General features: G+C 69.8%; 17 protein-coding genes. 8 read left to right on the forward strand and 9 right to left on the reverse strand.

Features of this window, described 5'->3' with window-relative positions; translation table 11 throughout:
• Positions 1 to 105: 105 nt before the first annotated feature.
• Both pruA and RVX_RS00330 read right to left on the reverse strand, forming a co-directional pair.
• Positions 106 to 3,147: an L-glutamate gamma-semialdehyde dehydrogenase gene (gene pruA / locus RVX_RS00325; RefSeq protein WP_116307280.1), complete on the reverse strand. Its 3,042-nt coding sequence runs from the start codon at positions 3,145 to 3,147 to the stop codon at positions 106 to 108.
• 469 nt (positions 3,148 to 3,616) lie between these two features.
• On the reverse strand, positions 3,617 to 4,156 hold the full coding sequence (locus RVX_RS00330; protein WP_116307278.1) for a periplasmic heavy metal sensor: 540 nt from the start codon (positions 4,154 to 4,156) through the stop codon (positions 3,617 to 3,619).
• 353 nt (positions 4,157 to 4,509) lie between these two features.
• Here RVX_RS00330 and RVX_RS00335 point away from each other — a divergent pair, with 353 nt between their 5' ends.
• Together RVX_RS00335 and RVX_RS00340 are read left to right on the forward strand one after the other, a co-directional pair.
• Complete coding sequence (locus RVX_RS00335) at positions 4,510 to 6,906, forward strand: ATP-binding protein (RefSeq protein ID WP_116307276.1); 2,397 nt, start codon at positions 4,510 to 4,512, stop codon at positions 6,904 to 6,906.
• Positions 6,903 to 8,324 (forward strand): sigma-54-dependent transcriptional regulator, encoded by a 1,422-nt coding sequence (locus tag RVX_RS00340; RefSeq protein ID WP_116307274.1) that lies wholly within the window; start codon positions 6,903 to 6,905, stop codon positions 8,322 to 8,324. The genes RVX_RS00335 and RVX_RS00340 overlap by 4 nt, the downstream gene beginning before the upstream one ends.
• Before the next feature lie 195 nt (positions 8,325 to 8,519).
• Here RVX_RS00340 and RVX_RS00345 read toward each other — a convergent pair whose 3' ends face one another.
• Both RVX_RS00345 and RVX_RS00350 read right to left on the reverse strand, forming a co-directional pair.
• On the reverse strand, positions 8,520 to 9,575 hold the full coding sequence (locus tag RVX_RS00345) for a glycosyltransferase family 2 protein (protein ID WP_116307272.1): 1,056 nt from the start codon (positions 9,573 to 9,575) through the stop codon (positions 8,520 to 8,522).
• A 236-nt stretch (positions 9,576 to 9,811) separates the two neighbouring features.
• Positions 9,812 to 10,465, reverse strand: a complete 654-nt coding sequence (locus RVX_RS00350; RefSeq protein WP_116307270.1) for a LysE family translocator — start codon at positions 10,463 to 10,465, stop codon at positions 9,812 to 9,814.
• 346 nt (positions 10,466 to 10,811) lie between these two features.
• Between RVX_RS00350 and RVX_RS00355 the strand changes: the two genes are divergently transcribed.
• From RVX_RS00355 to ald, 3 genes are all read left to right on the forward strand, one after another.
• Positions 10,812 to 11,420: a PaaI family thioesterase gene (locus RVX_RS00355; protein ID WP_230404727.1), complete on the forward strand. Its 609-nt coding sequence runs from the start codon at positions 10,812 to 10,814 to the stop codon at positions 11,418 to 11,420.
• Positions 11,421 to 11,476: 56 nt separating this feature from the next.
• A complete protein-coding gene (locus RVX_RS00360; RefSeq protein ID WP_116307268.1) occupies positions 11,477 to 13,261 on the forward strand; it encodes a sigma-54 interaction domain-containing protein in 1,785 nt (594 codons plus the stop codon).
• A gap of 364 nt (positions 13,262 to 13,625) precedes the next feature.
• Positions 13,626 to 14,741 carry an alanine dehydrogenase gene (gene ald / locus RVX_RS00365; RefSeq protein ID WP_116307266.1) on the forward strand — a complete coding sequence of 372 codons (1,116 nt, stop codon included), beginning with the start codon at positions 13,626 to 13,628 and terminating at the stop codon, positions 14,739 to 14,741.
• Positions 14,742 to 15,268: 527 nt separating this feature from the next.
• On the opposite strand, the gene RVX_RS00370 is transcribed toward ald, so the two are convergent.
• The 5 genes from RVX_RS00370 to RVX_RS00390 form a co-directional block, all read right to left on the reverse strand.
• Positions 15,269 to 15,598: a P-II family nitrogen regulator gene (locus tag RVX_RS00370; protein ID WP_007525580.1), complete on the reverse strand. Its 330-nt coding sequence runs from the start codon at positions 15,596 to 15,598 to the stop codon at positions 15,269 to 15,271.
• Between the two features lie 18 nt (positions 15,599 to 15,616).
• A complete protein-coding gene (locus RVX_RS00375; RefSeq protein WP_116307264.1) occupies positions 15,617 to 16,999 on the reverse strand; it encodes an ammonium transporter in 1,383 nt (460 codons plus the stop codon).
• Between the two features lie 518 nt (positions 17,000 to 17,517).
• Positions 17,518 to 18,798: an ABC transporter permease gene (locus tag RVX_RS00380; protein ID WP_116307262.1), complete on the reverse strand. Its 1,281-nt coding sequence runs from the start codon at positions 18,796 to 18,798 to the stop codon at positions 17,518 to 17,520.
• A gap of 9 nt (positions 18,799 to 18,807) precedes the next feature.
• Positions 18,808 to 22,080: an ATP-binding cassette domain-containing protein gene (locus RVX_RS00385; protein WP_116307260.1), complete on the reverse strand. Its 3,273-nt coding sequence runs from the start codon at positions 22,078 to 22,080 to the stop codon at positions 18,808 to 18,810.
• Entirely contained in the window at positions 22,077 to 23,174 is a 1,098-nt protein-coding gene (locus tag RVX_RS00390; protein WP_116307258.1) for an HlyD family efflux transporter periplasmic adaptor subunit, read from the reverse strand. Before RVX_RS00390 ends, RVX_RS00385 begins: the two co-directional genes overlap by 4 nt.
• Before the next feature lie 144 nt (positions 23,175 to 23,318).
• Between RVX_RS00390 and RVX_RS00395 the strand changes: the two genes are divergently transcribed.
• The 3 genes from RVX_RS00395 to RVX_RS00405 all read left to right on the forward strand — a co-directional run bounded on the left by RVX_RS00395 (position 23,319) and on the right by RVX_RS00405 (position 26,033).
• Complete coding sequence (locus tag RVX_RS00395; protein WP_230404726.1) at positions 23,319 to 24,113, forward strand: TetR/AcrR family transcriptional regulator; 795 nt, start codon at positions 23,319 to 23,321, stop codon at positions 24,111 to 24,113.
• The gene (locus tag RVX_RS00400) at positions 24,110 to 25,666 is read left to right on the forward strand and encodes an efflux transporter outer membrane subunit (protein ID WP_116307254.1); all 1,557 of its coding nucleotides are present in this window, start codon (positions 24,110 to 24,112) and stop codon (positions 25,664 to 25,666) included. The genes RVX_RS00395 and RVX_RS00400 overlap by 4 nt, the downstream gene beginning before the upstream one ends.
• Before the next feature lie 190 nt (positions 25,667 to 25,856).
• Complete coding sequence (locus tag RVX_RS00405; protein ID WP_007525587.1) at positions 25,857 to 26,033, forward strand: hypothetical protein; 177 nt, start codon at positions 25,857 to 25,859, stop codon at positions 26,031 to 26,033.
• The last annotated feature ends 52 nt before the right edge of the window (positions 26,034 to 26,085 follow it).

Raw genomic sequence — 26,085 nt, forward strand, 5'->3', positions numbered from 1 at the left:
GTTCCTCGCGCAATGGACTGAAATTGAACGGGCCGCGCACCATGCAGTGCGCGGCCCTTGTATTGTGGCTCGTCCTGGCACGTCGGCGTGACCGCCAGCGTCAGCCTACCCGATCCAGTCGTCGTCTTCCTCGATGGGGGCAAAGCCCCGGCGCATGGTGTTTTCGGTCACGCAGCGCGGGTCCATGAACTGCAGCAGGTAGTCGGGGCCGCCGGTCTTGGAGCCGACGCCGGACATCTTGAACCCGCCGAAGGGCTGGCGTTCCACCATGGCCCCGGTGGAGCCCCGGTTCAGGTACAGGTTGCCCACGCGGAAGTCGCGGCGGGCCTTGGCCAGGTTTTCGGGGCTGCGCGAGAACACGCCGCCGGTCAGGGCAAAGCGGGTGCCGTTGGCGATGGCCAGCGCCTCGTCAAAGCTGCCCGCGCGCATCACGGCCAGCACCGGGCCGAAGATTTCTTCCTGCGCAATCCGATGATGCGGCTTGATGCCTTCCACGATGGTCAGCGGCACGTAGCAGCCCTCTGCGGGGATGTCGGTGCGCTTCACCAGCACCTTGCCTTCCTGCTCGGCGATCTTGATGTATTCCAGGATGTTCTTCTGCAGCGACGCATCGGCCACAGGCCCCATGTAGTTGGCCGGGTCTTCCGACGGGCCGATCTTGATGGCCTGCGCCGCTTTCACCAGCCGCTCCACGAAGCGGTCGTAGATGGGGTCCAGCACGATGACCCGCGAGCAGGCCGAGCACTTCTGCCCCTGGAAGCCGAACGCGGAGTTCAGCACCTGCAGCACGGCCTCGTCGAGGTCGGCGTCGTCGTCGATGATGATGGCGTTCTTGCCGCCCATTTCGGCGATGACCCGCTTGCACTGCATCTGGCCGGGCTGCACTTTTGCCGCCTTTTCCTGAATGCGCAGGCCCACTTCCATGGAGCCGGTGAAGCAGATCATGCTCACCTGCGGGTGTTCCACCAGGTAGTCGCCCATGACCGAGCTGCGGCCCGGCACGTAGTTGAACACGCCCTCGGGCAGGCCCGCCTCGCGGAAGATTTCCGTAAGGTTGTACCCGATGCGAGAGGCTATGGACGACGGCTTGAAGATCACCGGGTTGCCGGTGACGATGGCGGCGGCGGCCATGCCGATGGCGATGGCGAAGGGGAAGTTCCACGGCGCGATGACCGCGGCAATGCCCTTGGGCTGGTAGAACAGGTGGTTCAGTTCGCCGGGGGCGCGGCCCATGCGGCGCGGCGCGCCAAGGCGCAGCATTTCGTGGGCGTAGTAGTCCAGGAAATCGATGCCCTCGCCCACGTCATGGAAGGCCTGGTCCCACTGCTTGCCCACTTCCAGCACCTGCCAGGCGGACAGCTCGAACATGCGGCGGCGGGCGATGTCCGCCGCGCGGTGCAGGAACATGGCCCGGTCGGCCGGGGATGTGTCGCGCCAGGCCGGGAAGGCCTTTTCGGCGGCCTCGATGGCGGCGTCCACTTCCGGCTTGCCGCCCTGGCAGACCCTGGCGATGACTTCCGCCGGGCTCGCCGGGTTGGTGGAGGCGATGGTGTCCTCCGTGGTCACGTCCCTGCCGCCGATGAACAGTGGAATAACCCCGCCCGCCTTGCCGCGCACTTCCGCGATGGCGTTCACGAAGCCTTGGCGGTTGGCGGGCAGGGTCAGGTCCAGCATGCTTTCGTTGACGAACGGGGGCAGGCCGTCGGGGCTGGTCTGGGCCGACAGGGGCGGGCGCGGCGGCGGGGATGCGGCCAGTTCGCGCTCCAGGGTGGCCTGGGGGTTTTCCAGCAGCCGTTCCAGTTCCGCGCCGTCCACGAAGCTCTGGCGCAGGAAGGATTCGTTGGCGGTGTTTTCCAGCAGGCGGCGCACCAGGTAGGCCATGCCGGGAATCAGTTCGCCATAGGGGCAGTACAGGCGCACGCGCCCGGCCACGTTCTTCAGCCCCTTTCGTACCGGCTCGGCCATGCCGTACAGCACCTGGAATTCGTAGCGGTGGGCGGGCACGTTCAGCGCGCGGGCCGTTTCCATCACCGTGGCGATGGTGCGCACGTTGTGCGAGGCGCAGGCGAAGTAGACGAGGTCGTGGTTTTCAAGAATGCGGCGGGCCAGCTTTTCGTAGCAGATGTCCGATTCCGGCTTGCGGGTCCATACGGGAATTTCCCAGCCGTTCTGCTTGGCCATCACCGTTTCGTAGTCCCAGTACGCGCCCTTCACCAGGCGGATGCCGAAGGGCAGCTTTTCGGCACGGCCCCAGGCCAGCAGGTCGTCCAGGTCGTGTTCGGTGCAGCGCAGGTAGGCCTGCAGCACGATGGACAGGTGCGGGTAGTCGCGGAATTCGGGCATGGTGCGCAGCCGCTTGAACAGTTCCAGCGTCATTTCGCGGTACTTCAGCTGCTCCATGTCGATGCACAGAAAGCCGCCCATCTCCACGATCTTGCGGTAGATGGGCACCAGGCGCGACAGCATGCCCCGCACGGATCCTTCCACGTCGCCGGGCTTGGCCTGCGAGTAGAGGGCGGAAGGCTTGATGGACACGTTCACCTTGGGGGTGTGGCCCCAGTCCTGCCCGGAATCCGGACCGGTGGTGCTGCCGGTGGAATCGGCCAGGGGAGCCCACTTGGCGTGCTCCTTGGCGATGGCGTCCAGCACCTCCAGGTAGCCGTTGGCGTAGGCGTCGGCCTCTTCTTCGCTCACCGTGGCCTCGCCCAGCAGGTCCACGGTGAAGGCAAAGCCTTCCTTGCGCAGCTTGGCCAGCCCCTTGATGGCTTCCTTGGTGTTTTCGCCGATGATGAAGGTGCGGGCCATGCCCTCGATGTTGGACCGGATGAACTTGCCCATGAGCATGCCGGTGAAGGCCCCGCCGAAACCGGCCGCGCCCGCGCCCCACTTGAGCACGGGGGGCACGTCCGCCCCGTCGGCGGAAAAGTATTCGCGGATGTGGCGGGTGAGCGCCTCGGAGGTGTTCAGGTAGGGCAAAACGTCCACGAAGCGGAACAGTTGGACCTTGAAGCCCTCGTTCTGCATGGCCCAGTCCATGACCTTGCCTGTCCAGAAGCCCTTGTTGAAAATGGACGGGGCTTCGCCGCTGATGCTCTTGAAGAATTCCTTGCCGCGCTCGACGATGCGCGCATCAAGATGCTGTTCCATGCGGTTCCTCCTGGGCGTCGCGCGGGTGTGGTCCCGGCGGGTGTGGTGTGGGTGCGGGTCGTGCGGTGTGGTGAGAAAGGCTCCTGCTGTGTCGCGCGGCGGCGGGGCGGGCGGTCCGCTCCTGGTGCCGTCGTGAGGCATGATTTTTCGATATTCGGAACGGTTGTAGGCGCTGGGGTGCCAGAAATCAACCCCGCGCGGGGTCGGAGCGGAGCGGTCGCTCTTGCGTCCAGATGGGCCGGGGGCTGGCGGGCGGCGGGCGGTGCGCGGAAGGAACAAAGGGACAAGGGACGGGGGGCACGCGGACGGGGGCAAGGCTGGGGCGCGGAACCGACAAGGGCCGCCGACATCGTGCGATGTCGGCGGCCCTGCGTTTCGGTCATGCAGCCGGTGGGCTGGCGGGGCGCGAGGTGGGAAGTCCTCGTGAAGGCAGCGCGGGTGCGCCCCGGGGAATCATCTCGTGGTCAGGCTACTGGTTGGCCGGGGCCTGGCCGCCATGCATGGGGCCGTGGCCCTGGCCCTGGCCGCCCATCATGCCGCCGCCTTGGCCCTGGCCGCCCATCATGCCCATGCCGCCCATGCCCATGCCGCCCATGCCCATGTGGCCCATGCGGCCGTAGCCGGGGTTCACGCCCACTTCCTTTTCAAGCCGGGTGTCGAGGGCGGTGTATTCGCCGCGAATCTGGGTGCGCAGGTCGGCCAGTTCGTTGCTCAGCTTGGAAATGGTTTCCGGCTTGGTGTTGGGGTTGCCGGACAGGGCGTTCAGTTCGGTGTGCTTGGCCCAGGCCTTGTCCTTCAGCGGCTGGATGCGGGCGTCCGCTTCCTTGTAGATGGCGTCGTACTTGGCCTGCTTTTCCGGGGTCAGGGCGTTGTATACCGCGCCGGTGGCGCAGCCGCCGCCCATGCCCATGCCGCCGCCCATGCGGGCGAAGGCGCTGTCGGTGACGCCGGTGAAGGCGAGCAGGCCCGCAAGGGCCACCGTGCCGAGAACGAGATGCTTGGTCTTCATGATGTCTGCTCCTGTCGATGGGGTTGATTCGTTGCCGCCCCGCCGCGGCGTCTGCGCGCATCCGCAGTGGATGGCGTGGCCGTGAACTGTGTGCGGGGCTGGTGCGCTTGTTGCTTCACCTGGTATGAGCAACCGGCGTGCCAAGTGCATGCGCTTTGATTTAACATGCTGCAACTGCTAGTGTAATTTTGCTTGTGATCGCGCGGGCCACTTCCGGTTTCTCTCACAAGGCCCGGTCAGATGTATAAAAACTATACGGTGCGCCGCCGTTGGCGTATGAAAATCGAACAGGTGTCGCGGAATCGACCACCCCGCCCGACAGTGGGCGGCGAACACCCGTGAGGAATATCCCCATGCCCAAGGACAACGCGGCCAGCGCGCCGCACGCAGCGAACGAAGCAGCATCCCGCTCGTCGGGCGCATCGGGCCGGGCGGGGCTGTTCGCCCCGTCCGGCTCGTCCGGCCTCTCTGGCCCCCCTGACGGTGACGGTGGTAACGGGCGACTGCCCTCGCCGTGGCTGATCATCTGGTCCACCGTGGCGCTGGCGCTGGTGGTGGCCGTGCTGGCCGTGCTGAACCACGACGGCGAACAGGAGGCCATGCGGCGCATCCTTTCGGAAAAGGGGGCCTCGCTCATCCGGGCCTTCGAGGCCGGGGCGCGCACCGGCATGCGCGGCCGGGCCGGGGGCGACCTGCGCTTGCAGGTGTTGCTGGAGGAAATGGCCGACCAGCCGGACATCCATTTCATCGCCGTCACCGACAGGCAGGGCGTGGTGCTGGCCCACAGCGATCCGGAATGGATCGGCCGCCCCCTGGCAGACCCGGAAACCATGGCCGCCCTGGCCGTGCCTGCGCCGCCGCACCGCAGGCGGGATGGCGGGCTGGACAATGGTCAGAACGGGCTGCCGGACGGGGACGCGTCGGGCAGGCGCGAGGCTCCCGACCGTGCCCCAGACCGTGCCCCAGACCGTGCCCCAGACCGTGCCCCAGACCGTGCCCCAGACCGTGCCCCAGACCGTGCTCCAGACCGCGAAGGGCAGCAGCCGCGCGACGAGGTGGGCTGGCGGCTCATGGACGCGGGCGGCGAGCGGGCCTTTCTGGTGTATCGCACCTTCATTCCCCTGCGGCGCACCGTGCGGTCCGTGGGCATGGGGGGCATGGGCGGGCACATGATGGGCCACGGCCAGGGCGATGCGGAACATAACGGCATGGCGTGGGGATCCCTGCCCGGCTGGCTGCGCCGCGAGATGGAAGCGGACATGCGGGCCGAGCGCGACGCCCCGCCGCCCGTGATCATCGTGGCGCTGGATACCGCGCCCTTCGATGCCGCCCGCGCGGCGGACCGGCGGCACACCCTGGTCATGCTTTCCATCCTGGCCCTGCTGGGCGCGGCCGGGGCGCTTTCGCTGCTGTGGGCGCGCCACGCCCGCGCCTCGCGCAGGCTGGTGCGGCAGGCCCAGTCCTTTGCCCTGCACGTGGTCACCAGCCTGCCGGACGGACTGGTGGTGCTGGACGGCGCGGGCCGGGTGGCCACCTGCAACGCGGCGGCGCGCGACCTGTTGCGCCTGGGCGATTCCGTGCCCGCCGGGGCCGCGCCGACAAGCGTGCTGCCCCCGCCGCTGGCGGAACTGGCCGGACAATTGACCGGCGGCGCAACGCAGGACGGCGAGGACGCCCGACCCCGCTTCGGCGAGGAAGTGACCCTGGACTGCCCCGTGGCGGGCGGGCCGCCCGTGCCCATGAGCGTGCGCGGGGTGCGCATCGCCACCGGCGGGGGCGACGCCGACGCCGGGGCCATCCTGGTCCTGCGCGACCTGCGCGAGGTGCGCAGGCTGCAGGACGAGGTGCGCCGCCGCGAGAAGCTGGCCGCCATCGGCAGCCTGGCCGCCGGGGTGGCCCACGAACTGCGCAACCCGCTCAGTTCCATCAAGGGCTACGCCACCTATTTCGGCAGCCGCTTCGCCGAGGGCAGCGAAGACCGCGAGGCCGCGCGGGTGATGGTGCAGGAGGTGGAACGGCTGAACCGGGTCATCTCCGACCTCATCGGGCTGGCCCGGCCGTCGGACATCGCCCCCCGCCCCGTGGACGCCGGATTTCTGGTGCGCCACGTGCTGCGGCTGGTGCGGCAGGACGCCGCCCACCGGGGCGTGACCGTGCGCGTGGAGCCCGACGGAATGGACGGGCCTGACAGTGTGACCGGGGTGGTCGGGGCGGGGCCTCAGGGCGGCGTGCCGCGAGACCTGCCGCAGAGCGGCGTGCCGCGAGCCCTGTTGGACCCGGACCGCTTCTCGCAGGCGCTGCTGAACGTGTTCCTGAACGCGCTGGAGGCCATGCCCCACGGCGGCGAGCTTGCCGTGCGCCTGGCCGCCGCGCCGGGCAACCGCATTGCGGTTTCGGTGCGCGACACGGGCTCCGGCATCGCGCCGAAGCACCTGGCCACCATCTTCGACCCGTATTTCACCACCAAAAGCCAGGGCACGGGCCTTGGCCTCGCCATCGTGCACAAGATCGTGGAGGCTCACGGCGGCGAGGTGTCGCTGCGTTCCATCCCCGGCCAGGGCACGGAGGTCACCTTCCTGCTGCCCGCGGAGCCGAATGCGGCGGACATGCCGGGCACGCCGAACACGCCGGACACGCCAGCCGGGCGGATGGATGATGGAGCGTACGGGACCACCCCGGCCGCCGCTCCGGACGCATCCTGCGCTGCCCCCGACGGGCCAGACGCGCCCGCAAAGGACGAAACGCCATGACCACAGCCACCATCCTCATCGTGGACGACGACGCGGCGCACCGGTCCATGCTGCGCACCATGTTGCGCGGCTGGGGCTACGCCACCGAAGAGGCCGACGACGGCGATTCCGCCGTGGAAAAGGTGCGCCAGCGCGCCTGGGACGCCGTGCTCATGGACGTGCGCATGGCCCGCATGGACGGCCTGGAGGCGCTGCACCGCATCCTGGACTGGAACCCGGCCACGCCGGTGCTGATCATGACCGCCCATTCCTCGGTGGACACCGCCGTCGAGGCTCTGCGCACCGGGGCCTACGACTACCTGACCAAGCCGCTGGACTTCGACGTGCTGCGTCACACCCTGGAACGCGCCCTGGACCACACCCGCCTGGCCAGCGAAAACCGCGAACTGCGCGAACGGCTTTCCGCGCAGGGGGCGGCGGGCGGGGGGCACGGCATCATCGGCCGCAGCGCGCCCATGCACGAACTGGTGGAAATGATCGCCACCGTGGCCCCCTCGGAGGCAACGGTGCTCATCACCGGCGAATCGGGCACCGGCAAGGAACTGGTGGCCCGCGCCCTGCACGCGGCCAGCCACCGCGCCGCCCGGCAGATGGTGACCGTGAACTGCGCCGCGCTGGCCGAAACCCTGCTGGAGTCGGAACTGTTCGGCCACGAGCGCGGGGCCTTCACAGGGGCCGACCGGCGGCGCGAGGGGCGCTTCGTGCAGGCCGACGGCGGCACGCTGTTCCTGGACGAGATCGGCGAGATGCCCCTGACCCTGCAAGCCAAGCTGCTGCGCGCCCTGCAACAGGGCGAGGTGCAGCGGGTGGGCAGCGACACCCCGCTTACCGTGGACGTGCGGGTCATCGCCGCCACCAACCGCGACCTGCGCGAAGAGGCGGCGGCCGGTCGCTTTCGCGAAGACCTGTACTACCGGCTCAACGTCATCGCCCTGCACGTGCCCGCCCTGCGCGAGCGCGCGGGCGACGTGCCCCTGCTGGCCGCGTTCTTTCTGGACCGGTATACCGAAAAGAACCGCAAGCACCTCAAGGGGTTCACCCCGCAGGCCATGGACCTGCTGCTGCGCCACGACTGGCCGGGCAACGTGCGCGAACTGGAAAACGCCATCGAGCGCGCCGTCATCCTGGCCACCGGCGACTACGTGACCGAGCGCGAACTGCCCCTGCATCTGGGCAGCGCCGGGAACGGAGGGGCCGGGGCGGGGGGCGCGTCCGGCGACGGCACGGGCGCGGGGAACGCCCCGGCCGACGGCGACGGGCTGGCCCCCTACGCCGGGCTGTCGCTGGAAGACCTGGAGCGCCGGGCCATCATCGCCACCCTGCGCGAGACCGGCGACAACAAGAGCGAGGCGGCCCGGCGGCTGGGCATCACCCGCGCCACCCTGCACAACAAGCTGAAGAAGTACGATCTGGAATAGGCGTCCGGAACGGGGACGCAAGACGGCGGGCGGAACACGGCAGGTGCCGGTTCCGCCCGCCGCATTTTCAGGGAGTGGGCGTGCAGGCGTTCTTCAGGGGCTGTTCCTTTTAGGACGCCTCCGGCGGCCAAGGGGCTGCCGCCCCTTGGAACCCCGTATTGGTTTTATTCATAACCAACGGTAGCTGATTGTTCGTTACAGCCCGGCGCGGAGAAAAATCGCCTCGGCCCGCGCCGCGCCCATGCGGGCCACGAACAGTTCGCGCAGGGCGCGAATGTCGGCGGCGCGGGGAATGACCCCCCGGCTGAAGGGGGCCGCCCACGGCTCGCCGCGCAAGTGCGCCCGCGCCCAGGCCCGTACCTCGGACTCGAAGAAGGCCGGGTTGTCGCGCACGATGCGCGCCTTGGCCCTGCCGTCGTCGGCGCGGGCCGCCAGCGAATAGTTGGCGTCGTGGAACACGTAGTGCAGCAGCGGCTCCGCCACGCGCACCACCCCGAACCCGGCCATGGCCGCCTGCACCCAGAAGTCCCAGTCTTCGTACGCCGTTTCGGCGCGAAAGCCCCGGCTGGCCAGCCATACCTCGCGCCGCACCAGCGAGGTGGTGTGGAACAGGTTCTGGGTGCGCAGCAGATCCGGGTGAAAGTTTGGCACCCGCACCACCCGCGAGCCCGTGGGCGATTCCTCCACATAGTCGGTGCAGGCGATGTGCGGCCGCGCGGTTGTGGACGACGGGGTGCCGGTGGGCAGGTCGCCGGGGGCAAGGCCGTCCCCGGTCCCGGCGGCCAGCAGGGCGGCGTGGGCCAGGTCGCGCAGCGGGGTGGGCCCGGTCCCGATCACGTCCCGCCCGCGTGCGTCCGGCGTGGCGTCCGGCGTGGCGTTGGGCGCGGCGTCGGCGTGGCCGTCCGGTTCCGTCAGGGCCGCGTGGGTGCGCCGCAGAAAGTCCGGGGCCAGATAGTCGTCCGGGTCGCAGAACAACAGAAAGGAGGCACGCGCCGTTTCCGCCCCGGCGTTGCGCACCGGGCCGGGCCTGCCCACGCGCGGCAGGGCCAGCACCCGGAACGCCGCCCACGGGCCGTCGGCCTGCCAGCGGCGGGCGCGCTCGCGCGAATCGTCGCTGCTGGCGTCGTCCACGAAGACCACTTCCACCTCGTCGGCTGGAAAGGTCTGCGCGGCCAGCGCGCCGAAAAAGCGGTCGAGAAACCGGCCGTAGTTGTGGTTGGCCACCACCACGGAAATGCGCGGCGTGCGCATGGTGCTGCCCCCTGGCTGCTGCGTCGTCCTGGCCCGTGCGCGCGAGCAGGGTCGCCCTTTCTCGCGAAAGGGGAATGCGGCGTGCTGGCCGGGGAACGCCATGCCGCAAGACCCCGCACGTCGGGGTGCGGGCTGTGGCGCGTGGCGTCCGCTGTTCTTTTCGGCGCATCAAGGGGAAGGTTTAGCGCCCGGCGAAATGATGATGTACTGCCGGGGGGATGCGTGCCTGCGCTGGTTCAGCGCGTGGCGATGGCCGCGCCGGTGCCCACCATCACCGCGCCCGCGCCGCGATGCAGCAGCCGGGTGGCGCGCGGCGTGGACAGCAGCCGCCGGGCCCGCGCGGCCATGACGGCGTAGCCGCCCAGCACGCAGCCCACCACGCACACCGTGGTGGCGGCCACCAGCGTGGCCCCCGTGGCGTCCAGAGTGCGCAGGTCCACGAAGGTGGGCAGAAAGCCCACGTAGAACACGATGACCTTGGGGTTGCCCAGGGTCAGGGCCAGCCCGCCGCACAGGGTGCGCGCAAGGCGCAGCGGGGTTGGCGCGGGCTGCGCCATGCCGTCGTCCGGGGTGCCGGTGGCATGGGCCGTCATGGGCCGGGCCTTGTCCGCGCCGCGCCACAGGCCCACGCCCAGCCAGATCAGGTAGGCCGCGCCGCCCAGGCGCACCACCAGGAACAGGTCGCCCATGGTTTCCGCCAGCACGGTCAGCCCGGCCATGGCCAGCAGCAGGAAGACGAGGTCGCCGCAGATGATGCCCACGGTCAGGGCCAGCGCCGTGGGCAGGCCGCGCCCCAGCGCGGCGGACAGCACGGCGAACACGCCGGGGCCGGGGGTGATGGCCAGCACGAACAGGGCCAGGGCCAGGGCGAGCAGGGAATGAGCGGTCATGGGAAGCCTCTTGGGAGAGCCTTTGGGGGAGCTTTTTGGGGGAACCTTCGCGGGGTCGCGAAGCGAACGTGCGGGCGCGTTTGTACATTTATGGATGCACCCCCGGCGGCGGGCCGCGCGGCGGGGGGCAAGCCGCCGGACGCCCGTCCTGCATAGCCCCGCGAGGAGCGGCAGGCAAGGCCCGCGCACGGTGGTGCCCCGGCCCTCGCGGCGTGCCCCTCGACAAACGGGGGCTCCTGCCGCTACGGTGCGCCTTGCCGTCCGTCGGTTTCACGCTTTCGTGAACCGGCCTTTCCCGCACACGCCTGTTTCGCTCACGCAGTTGCGCACCCCGCGCGGAGACGCCATGTCAGCCATGCCGTTTGGCACACCGCCCGCCACTTCGCCCGCCGATTCCGGCCAGCCCGGCGCGCCCATTTCAGATGAGGACATGGAGCACGTCCGCCGGTTCATCGCCGAGCGGGACATGTTCGCCAAACATCTGGGCATCGAGATCGCAGAGGCCGCGCGCGGCTACGCCCGCGCCGTCATGCCCCTGGACGTGCACCACCGCAACGGCGTGGGCATGGCCCACGGCGGGGCCATCTTCGCCGTGGCCGACCTGGCCTTTGCCGTGGCCTGCAACACGCGCGGCAAGGTGAGCGTGAACCTGAACACCGCCATATCGTTCCTGGCCCCCGGCAGGCGCGGGCCGCTCACGGCCGAGGCGCGCGAGATCAGCGCCGCCAGCCGGGTGGCCACCTACGAGATTCGCGTCACCGACGGCGAGGGAACGCTCATCGCCACCTGCCAGGCCACGGCCTACAGCAAGCATCAGCCGGTGCCCGGCCTGGCGGCCGAAGGCGGCGCCGAAAGCGCAGCCAGCGCCGCCAACGCGCCCGGTTCCGCGTCCCTTGCCGCCGCCGGTTCCGCGTCCGCTCCGGCCTCCCCCTTGGGCGCTCGGAGCGCGGACTAGCCGCACCATTCACCACTGGGAAGCGCCACGCCCACCCCGTACCGGAAGACGCACGCATGAAACTACGAATGGAATGCATCTTTCGCGACAGGGTGGGCATCGTCTCCGACCTGTCCTCGCTGCTGGCCGGGCAGGCGCTGTCCATCGTCTCCATGGAAGTGGAGCGCCGCGCGGGCAACGACGCCCCGCCCCCTGCGGTCTCCGCGCCCGGAACATCACCGGCCGCCGGCCCGGCTCCGGGCCCGGCTACGGGCATGGACCGGGCCTTCGTGTACCTGGAGGCGGACAGCCCCAGCGACGTGGACCGCGCCGCCCTGTTCGAAACCCTGGGCCGCATCCCCGACCTGCTGGAATTCCGCATCGTGGACACCCTGCCCGCGGAGGAGCGCGCCAACCGCTTTCTGGTGCTGCTGGACAACCTGCGCGACGGGGTGCTGTCCATCGACGCGCAGGGGCGGCTGACCTCCATCAACAAGGTGGCCCGTGAGGCCTACGGGTGTACAGGCGCATCGGGCGCGTCTGGCGCGCCGGGCAAACCCGGCGGCGGGGCCCATGCCGCCGACCTGTCCGGCCTGCCGCTGGACGCGCTGGGCCTGCCCGACCGGGGCATCCTGGATTGCCTGTCCGGCCGCGAACTGGTGGACGCCAAGCGCGAGGTGGCCACCCCCGGCGGCGGGCGGCTGCAATTCTTTGTCACCCGCAGGCCCATCCGCGACGGCGAGGGCCGCATCATCGGCGCGGTGGAAGTGGCCCGCGACATGCGCGAGATCCGCAAGCTGGCCCGGTCCCTCACCGAGCCCGCGCAGGTGACCTTCGGCGACATCGTGGGCCAGCACCCGGCCATCGGTTTCGCCATCTCGTTCGCGCGCCGCGTGGCCACCACCGATTCCATCATCGCCATCCGGGGCGAGAGCGGCACCGGCAAGGAACTGTTCGCGCGGGCCATCCACACCGCCAGCGGGCGGCAGGGGCCGTTCGTGCCCATCAACTGCGCGGCCCTGCCGGAGCAGCTGCTGGAAAGCGAACTGTTCGGCTACGAGGCCGGGGCCTTCACCGGCGGGCGTCGCGAGGGCAAGCCCGGCCTGTTCGAGACGGCGCGCGGCGGCACCGTGCTGCTGGACGAGATCGGCGACATGCCGCTGGCCTCGCAGGCCAAGATGTTGCGGGTGATGCAGGAAGGCAGCGTGCGCCGGGTGGGCGGCACGGCCGAGGTGCCCGTGGACGTGCGCATCATCACCGCCACCAATCGCACCCTGGAGCGGCTGGTGGAGGAAGGGCGTTTTCGGCAGGACCTGTACTACCGCATCAACGTGCTGCCCATTCACATCCCGCCGCTGAAGGAACGGCCCGAGGACATCGCCGTGCTGGCCGAGCATTTTCTGCTGGGGCTGGCCGCGCGGCTGGGCGGGCCGGTGCGCAGCCTTTCGCCGGGGGCGCTGGCGCGGCTTGCGGCGCACCACTGGCCGGGCAACGTGCGCGAACTGAAGAACGTGGTGGAGCGCGCGGCCATCCTGTGCCCGGACGAGGTGGTGGGGGCGCGGTTCATTCTCTTCGCGCACGAACTGGAGGGCGGGCTGTTCGGCGAGTCGGCCCGGTTGGCCGACGGCGTTGCCGACACCGTGGCCGACGCGGCGGCCCTGGCGTCCGGCCACGCGCACGGCCCTGCGCTCCGGCAGGACGGTGAGGGACGGCTTAAGGATATGATTGCCGTTTTTGAAAAACGGATCATCTCCGATTCTGTGGCCGCAGCGGGCAGCGTGCGCAAGGCGGCAAAAAAACTTGGCATTTCACACACGGCCCTGCTCACCAAGCTACGCAGGCACGGCCTGAGGGCGGTCTGAAAACTTTCCAACGGTCTGAAAACTTTCCGCGCCGCAGGGGGTGTAATTCCGGGTTTTTTGCGCTGTTTATCTGAACAGTGGTCTGATTTATTTCCACTTCGCCCTTGGCGGCTTGTGGCGCCATTCCAATGTCCCGCCCCCCCTCGCGTCTTTCCTTCTTGTTTCCACTCGCGCAACTCATTGGTCCGATTTGCGTTTTTGTGACCAGCTCGGAAAGTTCGGCGTTTAGCCCGATTTTTCGGCAAGTTGGCAAGGTGTTTGCTGTAGGAAAGCTGCGCCCGCGCGGGCGCGCCCTGTCCGGGGTTTTCACGCGCACCGAAACGCACCGCAACGCGCCGCACCACCGGCGTATCTGGAGGCTCAGATGATCGTTGGCATCCTGAAGGAGATCAAGAAGGAAGAAAACCGCGTCGCCATGACCCCCGCCGGGGTCGAGGTGATGGTGCATGCCGGGCACACCCTGCTGGTGGAAAAGAACGCCGGCGCGGGCAGCGGCTTTGCCGACGAAGCCTACGTGGAAGCGGGCGCCACCATCGTGGCCACCCCGGCCGAAATTTACGCCAAGTCCGACATGGTCATGCACGTCAAGGAGCCGCAGGCGTCCGAATACGGCATGATCCGCCCCGGCCAGATCGTGTTCACCTACCTGCACCTGGCCGCCGACGAGCCGCAGACCCAGGCCCTGATCAAGAGCGGCGCGGTGTGCATCGCCTACGAAACCATCCAGAAGGCCGACGGCAGCCTGCCCCTGCTCACCCCCATGAGCGAAGTGGCCGGGCGCATGGCCATTCAGCAGGGCGCGAAGTACCTGGAAATGGCCCAGGGCGGCAACGGCGTGCTGCTGGGCGGCGTGCCCGGCGTGGACCCCGGCACCGTTGTGGTCATCGGCGGCGGCGTGGTGGGCACCCATGCGGCCCGCATGGCCTGCGGCCTGGGCGCCAAGGTGTACATCCTGGACATGAGCCTGGACCGCCTGCGTCACCTCAGCGAAGTGATGCCCTCCAACTGCTTCCCGCTCATGTCCTCCCCGGCCACCGTGCGCAAGCTGGTGCGCGAGGCCGACGTGGTGGTGGGCGCGGTGCTGGTCACCGGCGCGAAAGCCCCCAAGCTGGTCACCCGCGACATGCTGAAAACCATGAAGAAGGGCGCGGTGATGGTGGACGTGGCCATCGACCAGGGCGGCTGCTTCGAGACCTCCAAGGCCACCACCCACACCGACCCCACCTTCGTGGTGGACGGCGTGGTGCACTACTGCGTGGCCAACATGCCCGGCGCCGTGGCCAAGACCTCTACCCTGGCCCTGACCAACGCCACCCTGCCCTACGCGCTGACCCTCGCCAACAAGGGCTGGAAGCGCGCCATGCAGGAAAGCTGCGAAATCGCCAAGGGCGCCAACGTCATCGATGGCAAGATCACCTTCAAGGGCGTGGCCGAGGCCTTCGGTCTGGACTACGTGCCCGTGGACAACTTCCTGAACTAAGCCGCACCGTACCGGGCGAGCTTCATCCCGCACCTCCGCGCGGGCTCGGGCGGATCGCCCGCCGCCCGACCCGCGCACCGCATTTTCCCGATCCCTGCCTTTGCATTCCCGGCCCCCGCAGCGTTCGTCGCGCTGCGGTCAAGGCCCGCCCTACGGGGGGCGGGCCTTTTTCATTTGGGGGTGCACCAGCGAGTGTCTGGCTGGCGCAGGGCATGAGGCGCGGAATGCCACGGCAGGTGGGGGCGGGGAATGATGCCGGGAGATCCGCATCGCATGGCGCGCCGGTATGGCCGTGCGTGCCGCGTACGGGGGCACATGCGCGGTTTCCGGGTGCGCAACGCGTTTGCCGGGTTGGCGTGCAGCAATGACAGGTCGGTCCGGTAGTGCTGGCGCGGCATCGCCGCGCTCTTGTGCACGGCGCAAAACCGCCCGGACCGTTCGGTCCGGGCGGTTCTGTTTGCGTTGTGCCGGGCAGCGCCGCCCGTGCTGTTTGTCCGCCCTGCGGTGCGGCGGGCGGCAGCGGACCGCTAGGCCACCGGGTTGCCGGTGCGGATGCGCAGCCCCTTGGCCACGTCCATCACGAAGACCACGCCGTCCCCTTCCTTGCCGGTGCGGGCGCCTTCGGTCACCGCTTCCAGCGCGGCGGCCTCCAGTTCGTCCTTGATGCCGATCTCTATGCGCACCTTCTTCAGCAGGTTCACTTCGCTGACGACGCCACGGTAGGTTTCGGTGTAGCCCTTCTGGCGGCCGGCGCCCAGGATGTTGGTGACCGACATGCTGTAGATCTGCCGGGTGTACAGTGCCTGCTTCACGGCGGTCAGGCGCTCGGGCCGGACATAAGCGATGATGAGTTTCATTTTGGTATCCCCCTGCCCTTACTCGTTGGAGAAGATCTGGAAGCCGCTGTAGGCTTCGGAGCCGTGCTCGGTGATGTCGAGGCCCTTCATTTCTTCTTCGACGGGCACGCGCACGCCCATCACCAGCTTGAGCACGGTGAACAGGACGAACCCGGTGCCGAAGGCCCAGGCGAAGGCCGCGCCCACGCCGATGGCCTGCGTGACCAACTGGTCCACGCCGCCGCCGTAGAACAGGCCGGTGATGGTGCCGTAGCCGGGAGCCGCGAACAGGCCCACCATCAGCGTGCCGTAGGCCCCGCACACGCCGTGCACCGAGACCGCGCCCACCGGGTCGTCGATCTTCAGCACCTGGTCGATGAACAGCACCGAGAGCACCACCAGAATGCCCGCGCCAAGGCCGATGATCAGCGAGCCGATGGGAGACACCTCGAAGCACCCGGCGGTGATGGCCACCAGGCCCGCCAGCGCGCCGTTCATGCTCATGGAAACGTCGGGCTTGCCGTACTTCAGCCAGATGGTGATCATGGCGCCCAGCATGCCCGTGCAGCCCGCAAGGCAGGTGTTGACCGCGATGTAGCCGATGGTGCCGTTGGCCACGGTGGTGGAGCCGGGGTTGAACCCGAACCAGCCGAACCACAGGATGAACACGCCAAGGGCGGCCAGCGGCAGGCTGTGGCCCTGGATGGAGCGGGGCTTGCCGTCGGCGCTGTACTTGCCAAGGCGCGGGCCCACCACGATGGCCCCGGCCAGGGCGATCCAGCCGCCCACCGAGTGGACCACGGTGGAACCGGCGAAATCGGCGAAGCCCATGGCCGCCAGCCAGCCGCCTTCGTTGCCGAACAGGTTGCCCCACGCCCAGTGGCCGGTGACCGGGTAGATCAGGCCGGTCACCACCATGCTCATGATGATGTACGCGCCGAACTTGGTGCGCTCTGCGATGGCGCCGGACACGATGGTGGCCGAGGTGGCCGCGAACACCGCCTGGAAGAACCAGAAGGTCAGCGCCCACATGCCTTCGGGCGTGGTGGCGTCGTATGCCAGCAGCGCGAAGTCCGAGCCGCCGATGATCCCGCTGATGGACTTGCCGAACATCAGCCCGAAGCCGAACAGAAAGAAGATGGGCGCCCCGGCGGCGAAATCCAGAAAGTTCTTCATGATGATGTTGCCCGCGTTCTTGGCGCGGGTAAGCCCCGCCTCCACGAACGCGAACCCCGCCTGCATGAACATGACGAGAATGGCGGCGATGAGCGTCCACAGCGTGTTGGCGTCGGACTGCGACAGGAACTGCGGTGCGTCCTCGGCAAAGGCGGGCAGCGGTGCGAGCGCGGCCAGCCCCAGCGTGGCGCACCCGATGGCCAGAGACAGCAGGGAGCGTTTGCCCGTGGGTGATGCGGTAGTCATTGGTTCCTCCTTCGGCCCCGTGATCGAAAACCCCTCGAAGGGTACGGTGATGTTGTAGAGCCCATGGAGCAATCTCCGGTCCAAGTGTGCAGCGCCGTGTAATTATTGATTGTTTTGCCTGATGCGCATGGAGGAGGCATGGTTATTGGTGCTATTTTTACAAAAACAGACTAAAAAATATTATGATAAAATTCATAATTGTAAAATCATACAAAAATAGCGGGCAGGCGCGCCGGTGGGGGAGGCTTTGCGACGGCGGGCGGCGCAACCGCCAGCGCGTGCGCCGGACCGTCACATTGGATTGGGGGTGGGCCTATGGGGTGCGAAGATGGGTAAGCCGAGGCGCGACGGCAGCGAAACATACGCTGGGCGCGGCCTGCCACTCCGGGGCAAGGTCCGGGAAATTGTGGCGGGAGTTGGAGAGACGGGGGATCAGCGAAAAGGCGTGGAATGAACATAATTGTAGCAAACGGCACGCCGCACCACGGTGGGGCCAAGCAAGGGGGGGTGCCGCCAGGCTACTGGATGCGGTGCCGAAACAGCCAACCGGCCGCCGCCATGCACCCCGCGCCGATGAGCGCCAGCGGCCACAGCTGGGGGGCCAGCAGGGCCAGGTCCGCCCCTTCCAGGAACACCCCGCGCACCACGATGAGCACGTAGCGCATGGGGTTGACGTAGGTCAGCCATTGCACCGGCTCGGCCATGTTGGCGATGGGCGTGGCGAACCCGGACAGGATGGCGGCGGGCATGGTGAACAGGAACATGCCCAGCAGCCCTTGCTGCATGGTCACGGACAGGGAGGAGATCATCAGGCCGATGCCCACCACCGAGAACAGGAACAGCACCAGTCCGGCGTACAGGGTCAGCAGGCTGCCGCGCAGGGGCACCCCGAACCAGAACACCGCCATGGCCACGATGAGCGAAGCCTCGAACAGCCCCACCAGAAAGCCGGGCGCGGCCTTGCCGATCAGCAGTTCCGTGGGGCGGTAGGGGGTGACCAGTATCTGGTCGAAGGTGCCCTGTTCGCGCTCGCGGGCCACGGACAGGGCGGTGATGATCAGCGTGACCACCATGGTCACCATGACCACGATGCCCGGCACGAAGAACCACCGGCTGAGCAGGTTGGGGTTGTGCCACGAGCGCACCACCAGCGTGGAGGGGCGGGGCTGCCCGCCGTGGGCTGCCGCGTACCGCGCCCCGAAGTCGTCCACGATGGAGGCCATGTAGTTGAGGGCGAGCCCGGCGGTGTTGGAGTTGCGCCCGTCGGCGATGGCCTGGATTACGGCGTGGGAAGGGGCTTGCGCGGGGGCGGGGGACGTGCCGGACGACGCGGCGGCGGAATCAGCGCCATCGGCGGCAGCGGCCGGGGTGCCCGCCGCGCCGCGCAGGGTCAGGGCGCGCTCGAACCCCTGCCCGATGCGCAGCACCAGCCGCACCTGGCCTGCATCAAGGTGCCGGGCAATGTCCGCGTCGCGGTCGATATCCGCCACCACCCGGAAGGTGGGCGACCCGGCCACCCGCGCGGCCAGCTCGTGCGAGGCCGCGCTGCGGTCCTCGTCGTAGATGGCGCAGAGCACGTCCACGAGGTCGAAGGTGGCGGCGTAGCCAAAGATGATGGTCTGGAGCAGCGGCGGCAGGATGACCACGGTGCGGCTTTTGGGGTCCTTCAGCAGGGTCAGGAATTCCTTGATGATGAGCGCCAGCAGGCGGTGCAGCGTGGTCAGCGGCCCTGTCTGGCCGGACAGGGCAGGCTTGGCCGGGGTGCGCGCGGCGATGGATGCGGGCAGGCGATCGTGCATGGGGTCTCCCTAGTCCAGCCGCTTGCGGCAGCGCAGCCTGGCCACGGTCAGGAAAAAGGCCGCCAGCGCGGCCAGGGCCAGGGCGTTGGGCACGATGACTTCCCATACGTCGCCCGCCAGAAAGATGGTCTTCAGCAGGGTGGCGAAATAGCGCGCCGCGATGGCGTACGACACCACCTGCACGAAGGGGGGGGTGCTTTCCAGGTCGAAGATGAACCCGGAAAGGAACAGCGCGGGCAGAAAGGTGGCCAGCAGGGCGGCCTGCCCGGCGATGAACTGGTTGCGCGCCAGCACCGAGATGAACAGGCCCATGCCCAGCGCCGCCGTGAGGAACAGCGAGGCCGCCCCGGCCAGCACCGCCAGCGAGCCGCGCAGGGGTACCCCGAACAGGTACAGGGCCATGATCACGGTCAGCACCATGCCGCCCATGCCCAGCACGAAATAGGGCAGCAGCTTGCCGGTGAGCAGTTCGCCCATGCGCACCGGGGTCACCAGCAGGGCCTCCATGGTGCCGCGCTCCCACTCGCGGGCCATGACCATGGCGGTCAGCAGCGCCCCGGTCAGGGTCATGATCAGCACCATCAGCCCCGGCACCAGGAAGTAGCGGCTGTCGGACGCGGGGTTGAACCACATGCGCGGCACCAGGCGCACCGCCGGGGCCTGCCCGGCGGCGGCCACCCGCCCGGACAGCCAGCTTTGCCACACGCTGGTGATGTAGCCGGACACGGTGCGGGCGTTGTTGGGGTCCACCCCGTTGACGATGAGTTGCACCGGCACGGTGCCCGCATCCCCTGCGGGCGGCGCGCCGTCGGGGCGGGCGGTGCTGGCGGCGGCCCCTGCCGTGGCATCCGACAGGCGGCGGGCGAAGTCCGATTGCAGATGCACGATGGCGTCCACCCGCCCGGCGCGCAGGTCTTCCTCCGCCTGGCGCATGCCGGTGACCACGCGGGGGCGGAAGGTGTCGGCCAGCAGCAGGCGCGCGGCGAATTCCATGGCCTCCGGCCCCAGGTCGTCGGCAACGATGGCCACGGGCACGTCGCGGGCGTCCAGGCTGATGCCGTAGCCGAACAGAAGCAGCAGCACCACCGGCATGATCAGCGCGATGGCGATGGCGCTGGGGTCGCGCACCACCTGCAGCCATTCCTTGCGCAGCAGGCCGCGCATGCGCACCAGCAGGGCGGGAAAGGCGGCCGGCCGGGCGTCCCGTGCGGGGGCGGCGGGCAGGAGGGCGGCGGAAGAAGGGGCTGCGCCGCGGTCAAGGGGCAGCGTGCCGGGGGCGGCGGTTGGGGCGGGTGCGGCGGGTGAAACCGTCGAGCCCGTCGAGCCCGTCGAGTTGGTCGAATTGGTCGAATCGGGCGCGCTGGCCGGGCCGCTGGCCCGGTGGCGTTCCGCCAGCGCGATGAAGGCCCGCTCGATGGTGGACTGGTTGGCGGTGGCGGGCGCGTCCCGGCTCTCGCCGTTGCGCTGGCCTTCCTGCTGCGGGCTGCCTTCCTGCTGGCTGGCCGGGGGGGCCAGGGCGCGGATTTCCGCCGGGGTGCCCAGGGCCAGCACCTCGCCGCCCACCAGGATGGCCATGCGGTCGCAGTATTCCGCCTCGTCCAGGAAGTGGGTGGTGACGATGACGGTGACTCCCGATTCCGCCAGCGCGGTGATGCGCCGCCAGAACTCGCGCCGGGCCAGCGGGTCCACGCCCGAGGTGGCCTCGTCCAGGAACAGGATGTCCGGCTCGTGCATCAGGGCGCAGGCCATGGCCAGCCGCTGGCGGTAGCCCAGGGAAAGTTCGCCGCTCTGGGCGTCGGCCGCGTCGGCCAGGTCGAAGTCGCGCAGGGCCCAGGCGATGCGCGACTCGCGCGCCGCGCCGGACAGCCCGTAGGCGCTGGCGAAGAAGCGCAGGTTCTCGATGACCGAAAGCTGTCCGTACAGCGAGAATTTCTGGGCCACGTAGCCCACCCTGCGGCGGGCGGCGGCCGGGGCGCGGCGCAGGTCCACCCCGGCCACGCGCAGGCTGCCGCCGGTGGGCGGCAAGAGGCCGCAGAGCATCCGGAAGATGGTGGACTTGCCCGCCCCGTTGGGGCCCAGCAGCCCGAAGATTTCGCCGCGCCGCACGTCGAAGCTGGCCCCCTTCACGGCCATGAAGGAGCCGAAGCGGCGCTCCAGGTCGCGCACCTCGATGACGGGCGGAGCATCCGCTGCAGCGGGAACGGGCGAGGCGGCCAGGGCCTGTGGGGGGCAGTCCGGCTCTGGGGGGGCGGAGGCGGCGACGAATGTTCCGTGGGGCGCGCTGACGGCGGGCGCTGGTTCTTCGCCCGTGCCCGGCTCTTGCGGCAGCGCGGCGAACAGGGCGAGGAATCCGTCCTCGAAGCCGGGCGTTCGCGGGGTCAGGTGGCCCACGGAGCCTGCCCCCTGCCCTTCTCCGGCCAGCAACCCGCAGTCCGTCAGCGCCCGCGCCGCCTCCGGGGTGTCGGTGAGCAGGCGCACCCCGCCCGCGTGCAGCACCGCATCGGTGACGCCGGGGGCCGCGTCCAGCAGGTTCTGGGCCGCACGGGCGCGCATGGTTGGAGTGACGAACCAGGTGCGGCCCGCCAGCGGTCGGGTGAAGTCGCCGGGCGCGCCGTCGCCCACCAGCCGCCCGTGGTGCATGATGGCCACCCGGTCGCAGTGCTCGGCCTCGTCGAGGTAGGCGGTGCTGACCAGCACGGTGATGCCGTGCCCGCGCACCAGCGAGAACACGATGTTCCACAATTCGCGCCGCGACAGCGGGTCCACGCCCACGGTGGGTTCGTCCAGCAGCAGCAGTCGGGGCGAGCGCACCAGGGTGCAGGCCAGCCCCAGCTTCTGCTTCATGCCGCCGGAAAGCCGCCCGGCCAGCCGGTCGAGAAACGGGGCGAGGCCGGTCATGCGCATCAGCGCGGGCCAGCGTTCGGCTTTTTGTGCGGCGGACACCCCGTGCAGGTCGGCGTACAGGGAAAGGTTTTCGGCCACGGAAAGGTCTTCGTACAGGCCGAAGCGCTGGGGCATGTACCCGATGGCCGACTGCACGGCCTGCGCCTCGGCCACGGTGTCGCGGCCGAGCACGGTCAGGCTGCCCGCGTCGGGCAGCAGCAGCCCGGCGGCGAGGCGCAGCAGGGTGGTCTTGCCCGCGCCGTCCGGCCCCAGCAGGCCGGTGATGGTGCCGGGGGCAAGGTCCAGGCTCACCCCGTCCACGGCGCGGACTTCACGCCCGGCAACGCGGAAGGTCCGGCACAGCCCGCGTGCGGCGAACACGGGCGAAGGGGAGGTCATTGCGCGGCTCCGGGCGCGGTTGCAGGAGCGGCCTCGGCCGTGGCCCCGGCCGTGGCATTGGCCGTTCCCGGCGCGCCGGTCTGCCCACCGGTCCGTACGGGCACGGCGTGGCCTTCGCGCAGGGTGACCGTGGCGGGCATGCCCAGGCGCAGCACGTCGCCGGGGTCGCGCACGAACACCCGCGCCTCGTACACCAGCGAAGTGCGCAGTTCCGGCGTTTCCACGTTGCGGGGGGTGAATTCCGCCGTGGGCGAGATGAACCCCAGCCAGCCCTCCAGCGGCTGCCCGGGCCGTGCGTCGATGGCGATTTCGGCGGGCATGCCTTCATGCACGCGGCCAAGCTGGGTTTCGGTCAGGTAGGCGCGCACCCACTTGGGGTCGGTGAGGGCCATGGTGCACACCGGACGCTGGGCCGAGGCCATGTCGCCCGGCTCCAGCAGGCGCGAACGCACCACGCCGGACGAGGGGGCGCGCAGTTCACTGTCGGCGCGGCGCTGTTCCAGCACGGCCAGTTCGGCCCGCTGGGCGGCCAGCGAGGCGCGGGCCTCGGCGATGTCTTCGCGCCGGGGGCCTTCCTCCACCAGGGCCAGCTGGGCCTGGGCCACGCGCAGGCGGGCGGCGGCCCGGTCGCGCGCGGCCAGGGCGTCGTCCACGTCCTGTTCGCGCGCGGCCCCGGAGCCGGACAGGGCGTGCAGCCGGGCGTAGGTGCGCTCGGCATTGGCCAGTTCCACGGCGGCGGCGTCGGCATCGGCGCGGGCCCTGCGTTTTTCCTGCGGGCGCGAACCGTTTTCCAGCCGTTCCAGCGCGGCGGCCTGCGCGGCCACGCGGCCTTTGGCGCGGGTTATCTCGCGGTCCAGGCGGTCGGTTTCCAGCACGGCCACCAGCGCGCCGGGGGCCAGCCGGTCGCCCTCGCGGGCCACCACGCGGGCCACGCGTTCGGCGTCCTTGAAGGCCAGGGAAACCTGGCGCAGATCCACGTTGCCGTACAGCACCACCGGTCCCGCGTCGGGCGCGGGGCGCAGGGCGCGCCAGGCCAGCACGCCCCCGGCAATGCACAGCGCCAGCACGGCGAGGATGAGGATGCGTTTTTTCATGCGCTGCTCCGGGGCGCACGCGGCAGGCGTGCGGTGGCGGTTCCGGTGGAATGGAACGAACCTAGTTCCGTGCTGGGTAAAAGTCAAATTCAAATTTTAATTTTGAATTTGACACCATCCCCGCCGCTATCCTATAGCATGCGCATGAAGAAGTCGTCCGAGCATATGCCCAGTGCGTCCCATGCCGCCCCTTCCGTGGCGGCTTCCGGCCCCGCGTCACCGGGCGTGGCCGCACGCGCGGCCGGCAAGGGGCCGGAACGCGAGCAGGGCCGCGAATCCACCCGCCAGCGCCTGCTGGAGGCGGCGGGCATGGTCTTTGCCGAGCACGGCTACGACCGGGCCACCGGCAAGGAAATCTGCGACCTGGCCGGGGCCAATCCCGCTGCCATCAACTATCATTTCGGGGGCAAGGACAAGCTGTACGCCGCCGCCCTGCACGAGGCGCACCGCCGCTTCCTCACGGCCGAGGACCTGCGCGCCTCGGTGCCGGCGGGCGCGCCCCCGGCCGAGCGGGTGGGCATCATCATCCGCGACCTGCTGTCCAACCTGCTCAGCACCGACCCTTCGGCCTGGCAGCTCAAGCTGATGACCCAGGAAATGATGCGCCCCACGCCCTTCCTGGACGAACTGGTGCGCGCCGAGATCGTGCCCAAGTCCATGTTTTTGCGCGCGGCCGTGTCCGAACTGCTGGGCCTGCCCGACGGACACGCCAGGGTGCAGCTTTCGTGCATGAACATCATTTCCATGTGCCTCAGCATGTACCTGAACCGCGAGATATTCCGCCGGGTGTTCCCCAGCCTGGCCCTTTCGGCCGAAGGGCTGGAACTGCTGACCGCGCACACCCTGACCTTCGTCACCGGCGGGCTGCGCCAGGTGGCCGCCGCATCGTCCGAACCGTCCGGCCTTGCGCCAGGCGCAGCGCCGCAGGAGACGCCATGAACGCGCACCAAGCACCGGCCCGGCCCGACCGCCATTCAGGCAGGCTGATTCCGGCCCTGGCGGCGATGCTTTTCCTTGCCCTCGCGGGGTGCGCCGTGGGGCCGGACCACACCCGGCCGGAGCCGCCCGCCGCGCCCACGGAATGGAGCGCCGCCAAGACCCGGCCCGAGCTTGCCGGGGCCGCCGCGAAAGGCGGTGCCGAGGCCGCGCGCGCCACCGTGACCACCGCCAGCCCGGACGCGCAGTGGTGGGACCGCATGGGCGACCCGCTGCTGTCGGAACTGGTGGCCACCGCCGTGGGCCACAACAACGACGCCCTCATGGCCGCCGCCAACCTGCGCGAGGCCCGCGCCGCCGTGGGCGTGGCCGTGGGCGCGCTGCTGCCCGAGGCATCGGCCGGGGGCAGCTTCGAGCGCAGCCGGGTGAGCAGCAACACCCTTACCGGCAAGTCGCTGGAAATGGCCCACATGCCTGTGGAAAGCGACCTGTACCAGGCCGGTTTCGACGCGCGGTGGGAAATCGACATCTTCGGCGGCGCGCGGCGCGGGGTGGAAGCGGCCCGCGCCCGTGAACGCGCGGCGGACGCCGGGCTGTCGGACGTGCTGCTTTCGGTGGCGGCGGAAACGGCCCGCGCCTACGTGGAACTGCGCGGCGCGCAGGCCCGGCTGGACGTGGCCGAGCGCAACGCCGAAGCGCAGCGGCGCACGCTGAACCTGGTGCGGCTGCGCCGCGACGTGGGCGTGGCCAGCGAGATGAACGTGTTCCAGGCCGAGGCGCAGCTGCAGCGTACCGAAGCGCTTGCGCCCCCGCTGCGCGCGGCCGTGGACGCCTCCATCCACCGGCTGGGCGTCCTGTGCGGCATGGCCCCCGCCGCCCTGCGCGAGCGGCTGGCCCCGCGCGCGCCCCTGCCCGCCGTGCCCGACCTGGTGCCCGTGGGCCTGCCCTCGGACCTGTTGCTGCGCCGCCCGGACATCCGCCGCGTGGAGCACGAACTGCACGCGGCCACGGCCGACATCGGCCAGCGCGAGGCGGACCTGTTCCCCAAGTTTTCGCTCACCGGCTCGTACGGGCTGAACAGCATCCATTTCTCCGACCTGTTCCGCGACGAAAGCCGCGCCTGGACCATCATGCCCGGCGTGCGCTGGGCCATCTTCGAGGGCGGGCGCACCCGGGCCGCCGTGGCCGCGCTGGAGGCCCGGCGCGAGGCCACCCTGGAGCGCTGGCGCAAGACCGTGCTGGTGGCCTTCGAGGACGTGGAAACCTCGCTGGCCCGCTACGCCGAATCATTCGTGGAGCGCGAACGGCTGGCCAGCGCGCTGGCCGCCCAGGCCGAGGCCACCCGGCTGGCCAACGTGCGCTACATGGAAGGCGTGGACGACCTGCTGACAGTGCTGGACGCCGAGCGCCGCCAGTTGGAGGTGGAAGAGGCACTGGCCCGCAGCCGCTCCGGCGTGCTGCTGCACCTGGTATCGCTGTACAAGGCGCTGGGCGGCGGCTGGCCTGAAGCCCCGGTGGACGCAGCCGCCGCCGGGGCGGCTCGGCCCGCGCCGTAGCAAGGCGGCGTCGGGGGCTAGCCGAAGCCGCCGGGCGAGAACACGCCATGGCTCCGCACGCGCCAGGAACATGGGGCGGGGGCTTGCGCGCGGGCGCGCTGCATGCCATGACGGCGCACCGTCCGGCGTCATGCCTTGGGGGCTGCGCCATCCCTTCCGGACCGTCCGTCCCCTTTCCAAAGGAGACCCCATGCCCGTCATTCCCATGATTCTGACCGTGCTCGGCGCGTGGCTGTGGTATCAGGCGTTCGTGGCGTGGAAGCGCCACTTGGCCGGAGACCCCAAGGCCCGCACCATCGCGCTGGTGTGCGTGGGCGGGGCGGTGATCGCCATGATCGGCGGCATTCTGGGCGGACTGCCCAAATAGCCGCACGTTCCCGCTGCCCGGCTTGCCAGCCAACGAAAAACGCGGCGTCTTC

The sequence above is a fragment of the Nitratidesulfovibrio sp. HK-II genome (genome assembly GCF_003402415.2).
Classification (GTDB): Bacteria; Desulfobacterota; Desulfovibrionia; order Desulfovibrionales; family Desulfovibrionaceae; genus Cupidesulfovibrio.

Coding starts and splice junctions, on each gene's coding strand:
- RVX_RS00400 (WP_116307254.1), top strand. CDS start 24,110: ATGAACGCGCACCAAGCACCGGCCCGGCCCGACCGCCATTCAGGCAGG.
- pruA (WP_116307280.1), bottom strand. CDS start 3,147: ATGGAACAGCATCTTGATGCGCGCATCGTCGAGCGCGGCAAGGAATTC.
- RVX_RS00360 (WP_116307268.1), top strand. CDS start 11,477: ATGAAACTACGAATGGAATGCATCTTTCGCGACAGGGTGGGCATCGTC.
- RVX_RS00335 (WP_116307276.1), top strand. CDS start 4,510: ATGCCCAAGGACAACGCGGCCAGCGCGCCGCACGCAGCGAACGAAGCA.
- RVX_RS00385 (WP_116307260.1), bottom strand. CDS start 22,080: ATGACCTCCCCTTCGCCCGTGTTCGCCGCACGCGGGCTGTGCCGGACC.
- RVX_RS00330 (WP_116307278.1), bottom strand. CDS start 4,156: ATGAAGACCAAGCATCTCGTTCTCGGCACGGTGGCCCTTGCGGGCCTG.
- ald (WP_116307266.1), top strand. CDS start 13,626: ATGATCGTTGGCATCCTGAAGGAGATCAAGAAGGAAGAAAACCGCGTC.
- RVX_RS00395 (WP_230404726.1), top strand. CDS start 23,319: ATGAAGAAGTCGTCCGAGCATATGCCCAGTGCGTCCCATGCCGCCCCT.
- RVX_RS00405 (WP_007525587.1), top strand. CDS start 25,857: ATGCCCGTCATTCCCATGATTCTGACCGTGCTCGGCGCGTGGCTGTGG.
- RVX_RS00355 (WP_230404727.1), top strand. CDS start 10,812: ATGTCAGCCATGCCGTTTGGCACACCGCCCGCCACTTCGCCCGCCGAT.
- RVX_RS00370 (WP_007525580.1), bottom strand. CDS start 15,598: ATGAAACTCATCATCGCTTATGTCCGGCCCGAGCGCCTGACCGCCGTG.
- RVX_RS00390 (WP_116307258.1), bottom strand. CDS start 23,174: ATGAAAAAACGCATCCTCATCCTCGCCGTGCTGGCGCTGTGCATTGCC.
- RVX_RS00340 (WP_116307274.1), top strand. CDS start 6,903: ATGACCACAGCCACCATCCTCATCGTGGACGACGACGCGGCGCACCGG.
- RVX_RS00375 (WP_116307264.1), bottom strand. CDS start 16,999: ATGACTACCGCATCACCCACGGGCAAACGCTCCCTGCTGTCTCTGGCC.
- RVX_RS00345 (WP_116307272.1), bottom strand. CDS start 9,575: ATGCGCACGCCGCGCATTTCCGTGGTGGTGGCCAACCACAACTACGGC.
- RVX_RS00350 (WP_116307270.1), bottom strand. CDS start 10,465: ATGACCGCTCATTCCCTGCTCGCCCTGGCCCTGGCCCTGTTCGTGCTG.
- RVX_RS00380 (WP_116307262.1), bottom strand. CDS start 18,798: ATGCACGATCGCCTGCCCGCATCCATCGCCGCGCGCACCCCGGCCAAG.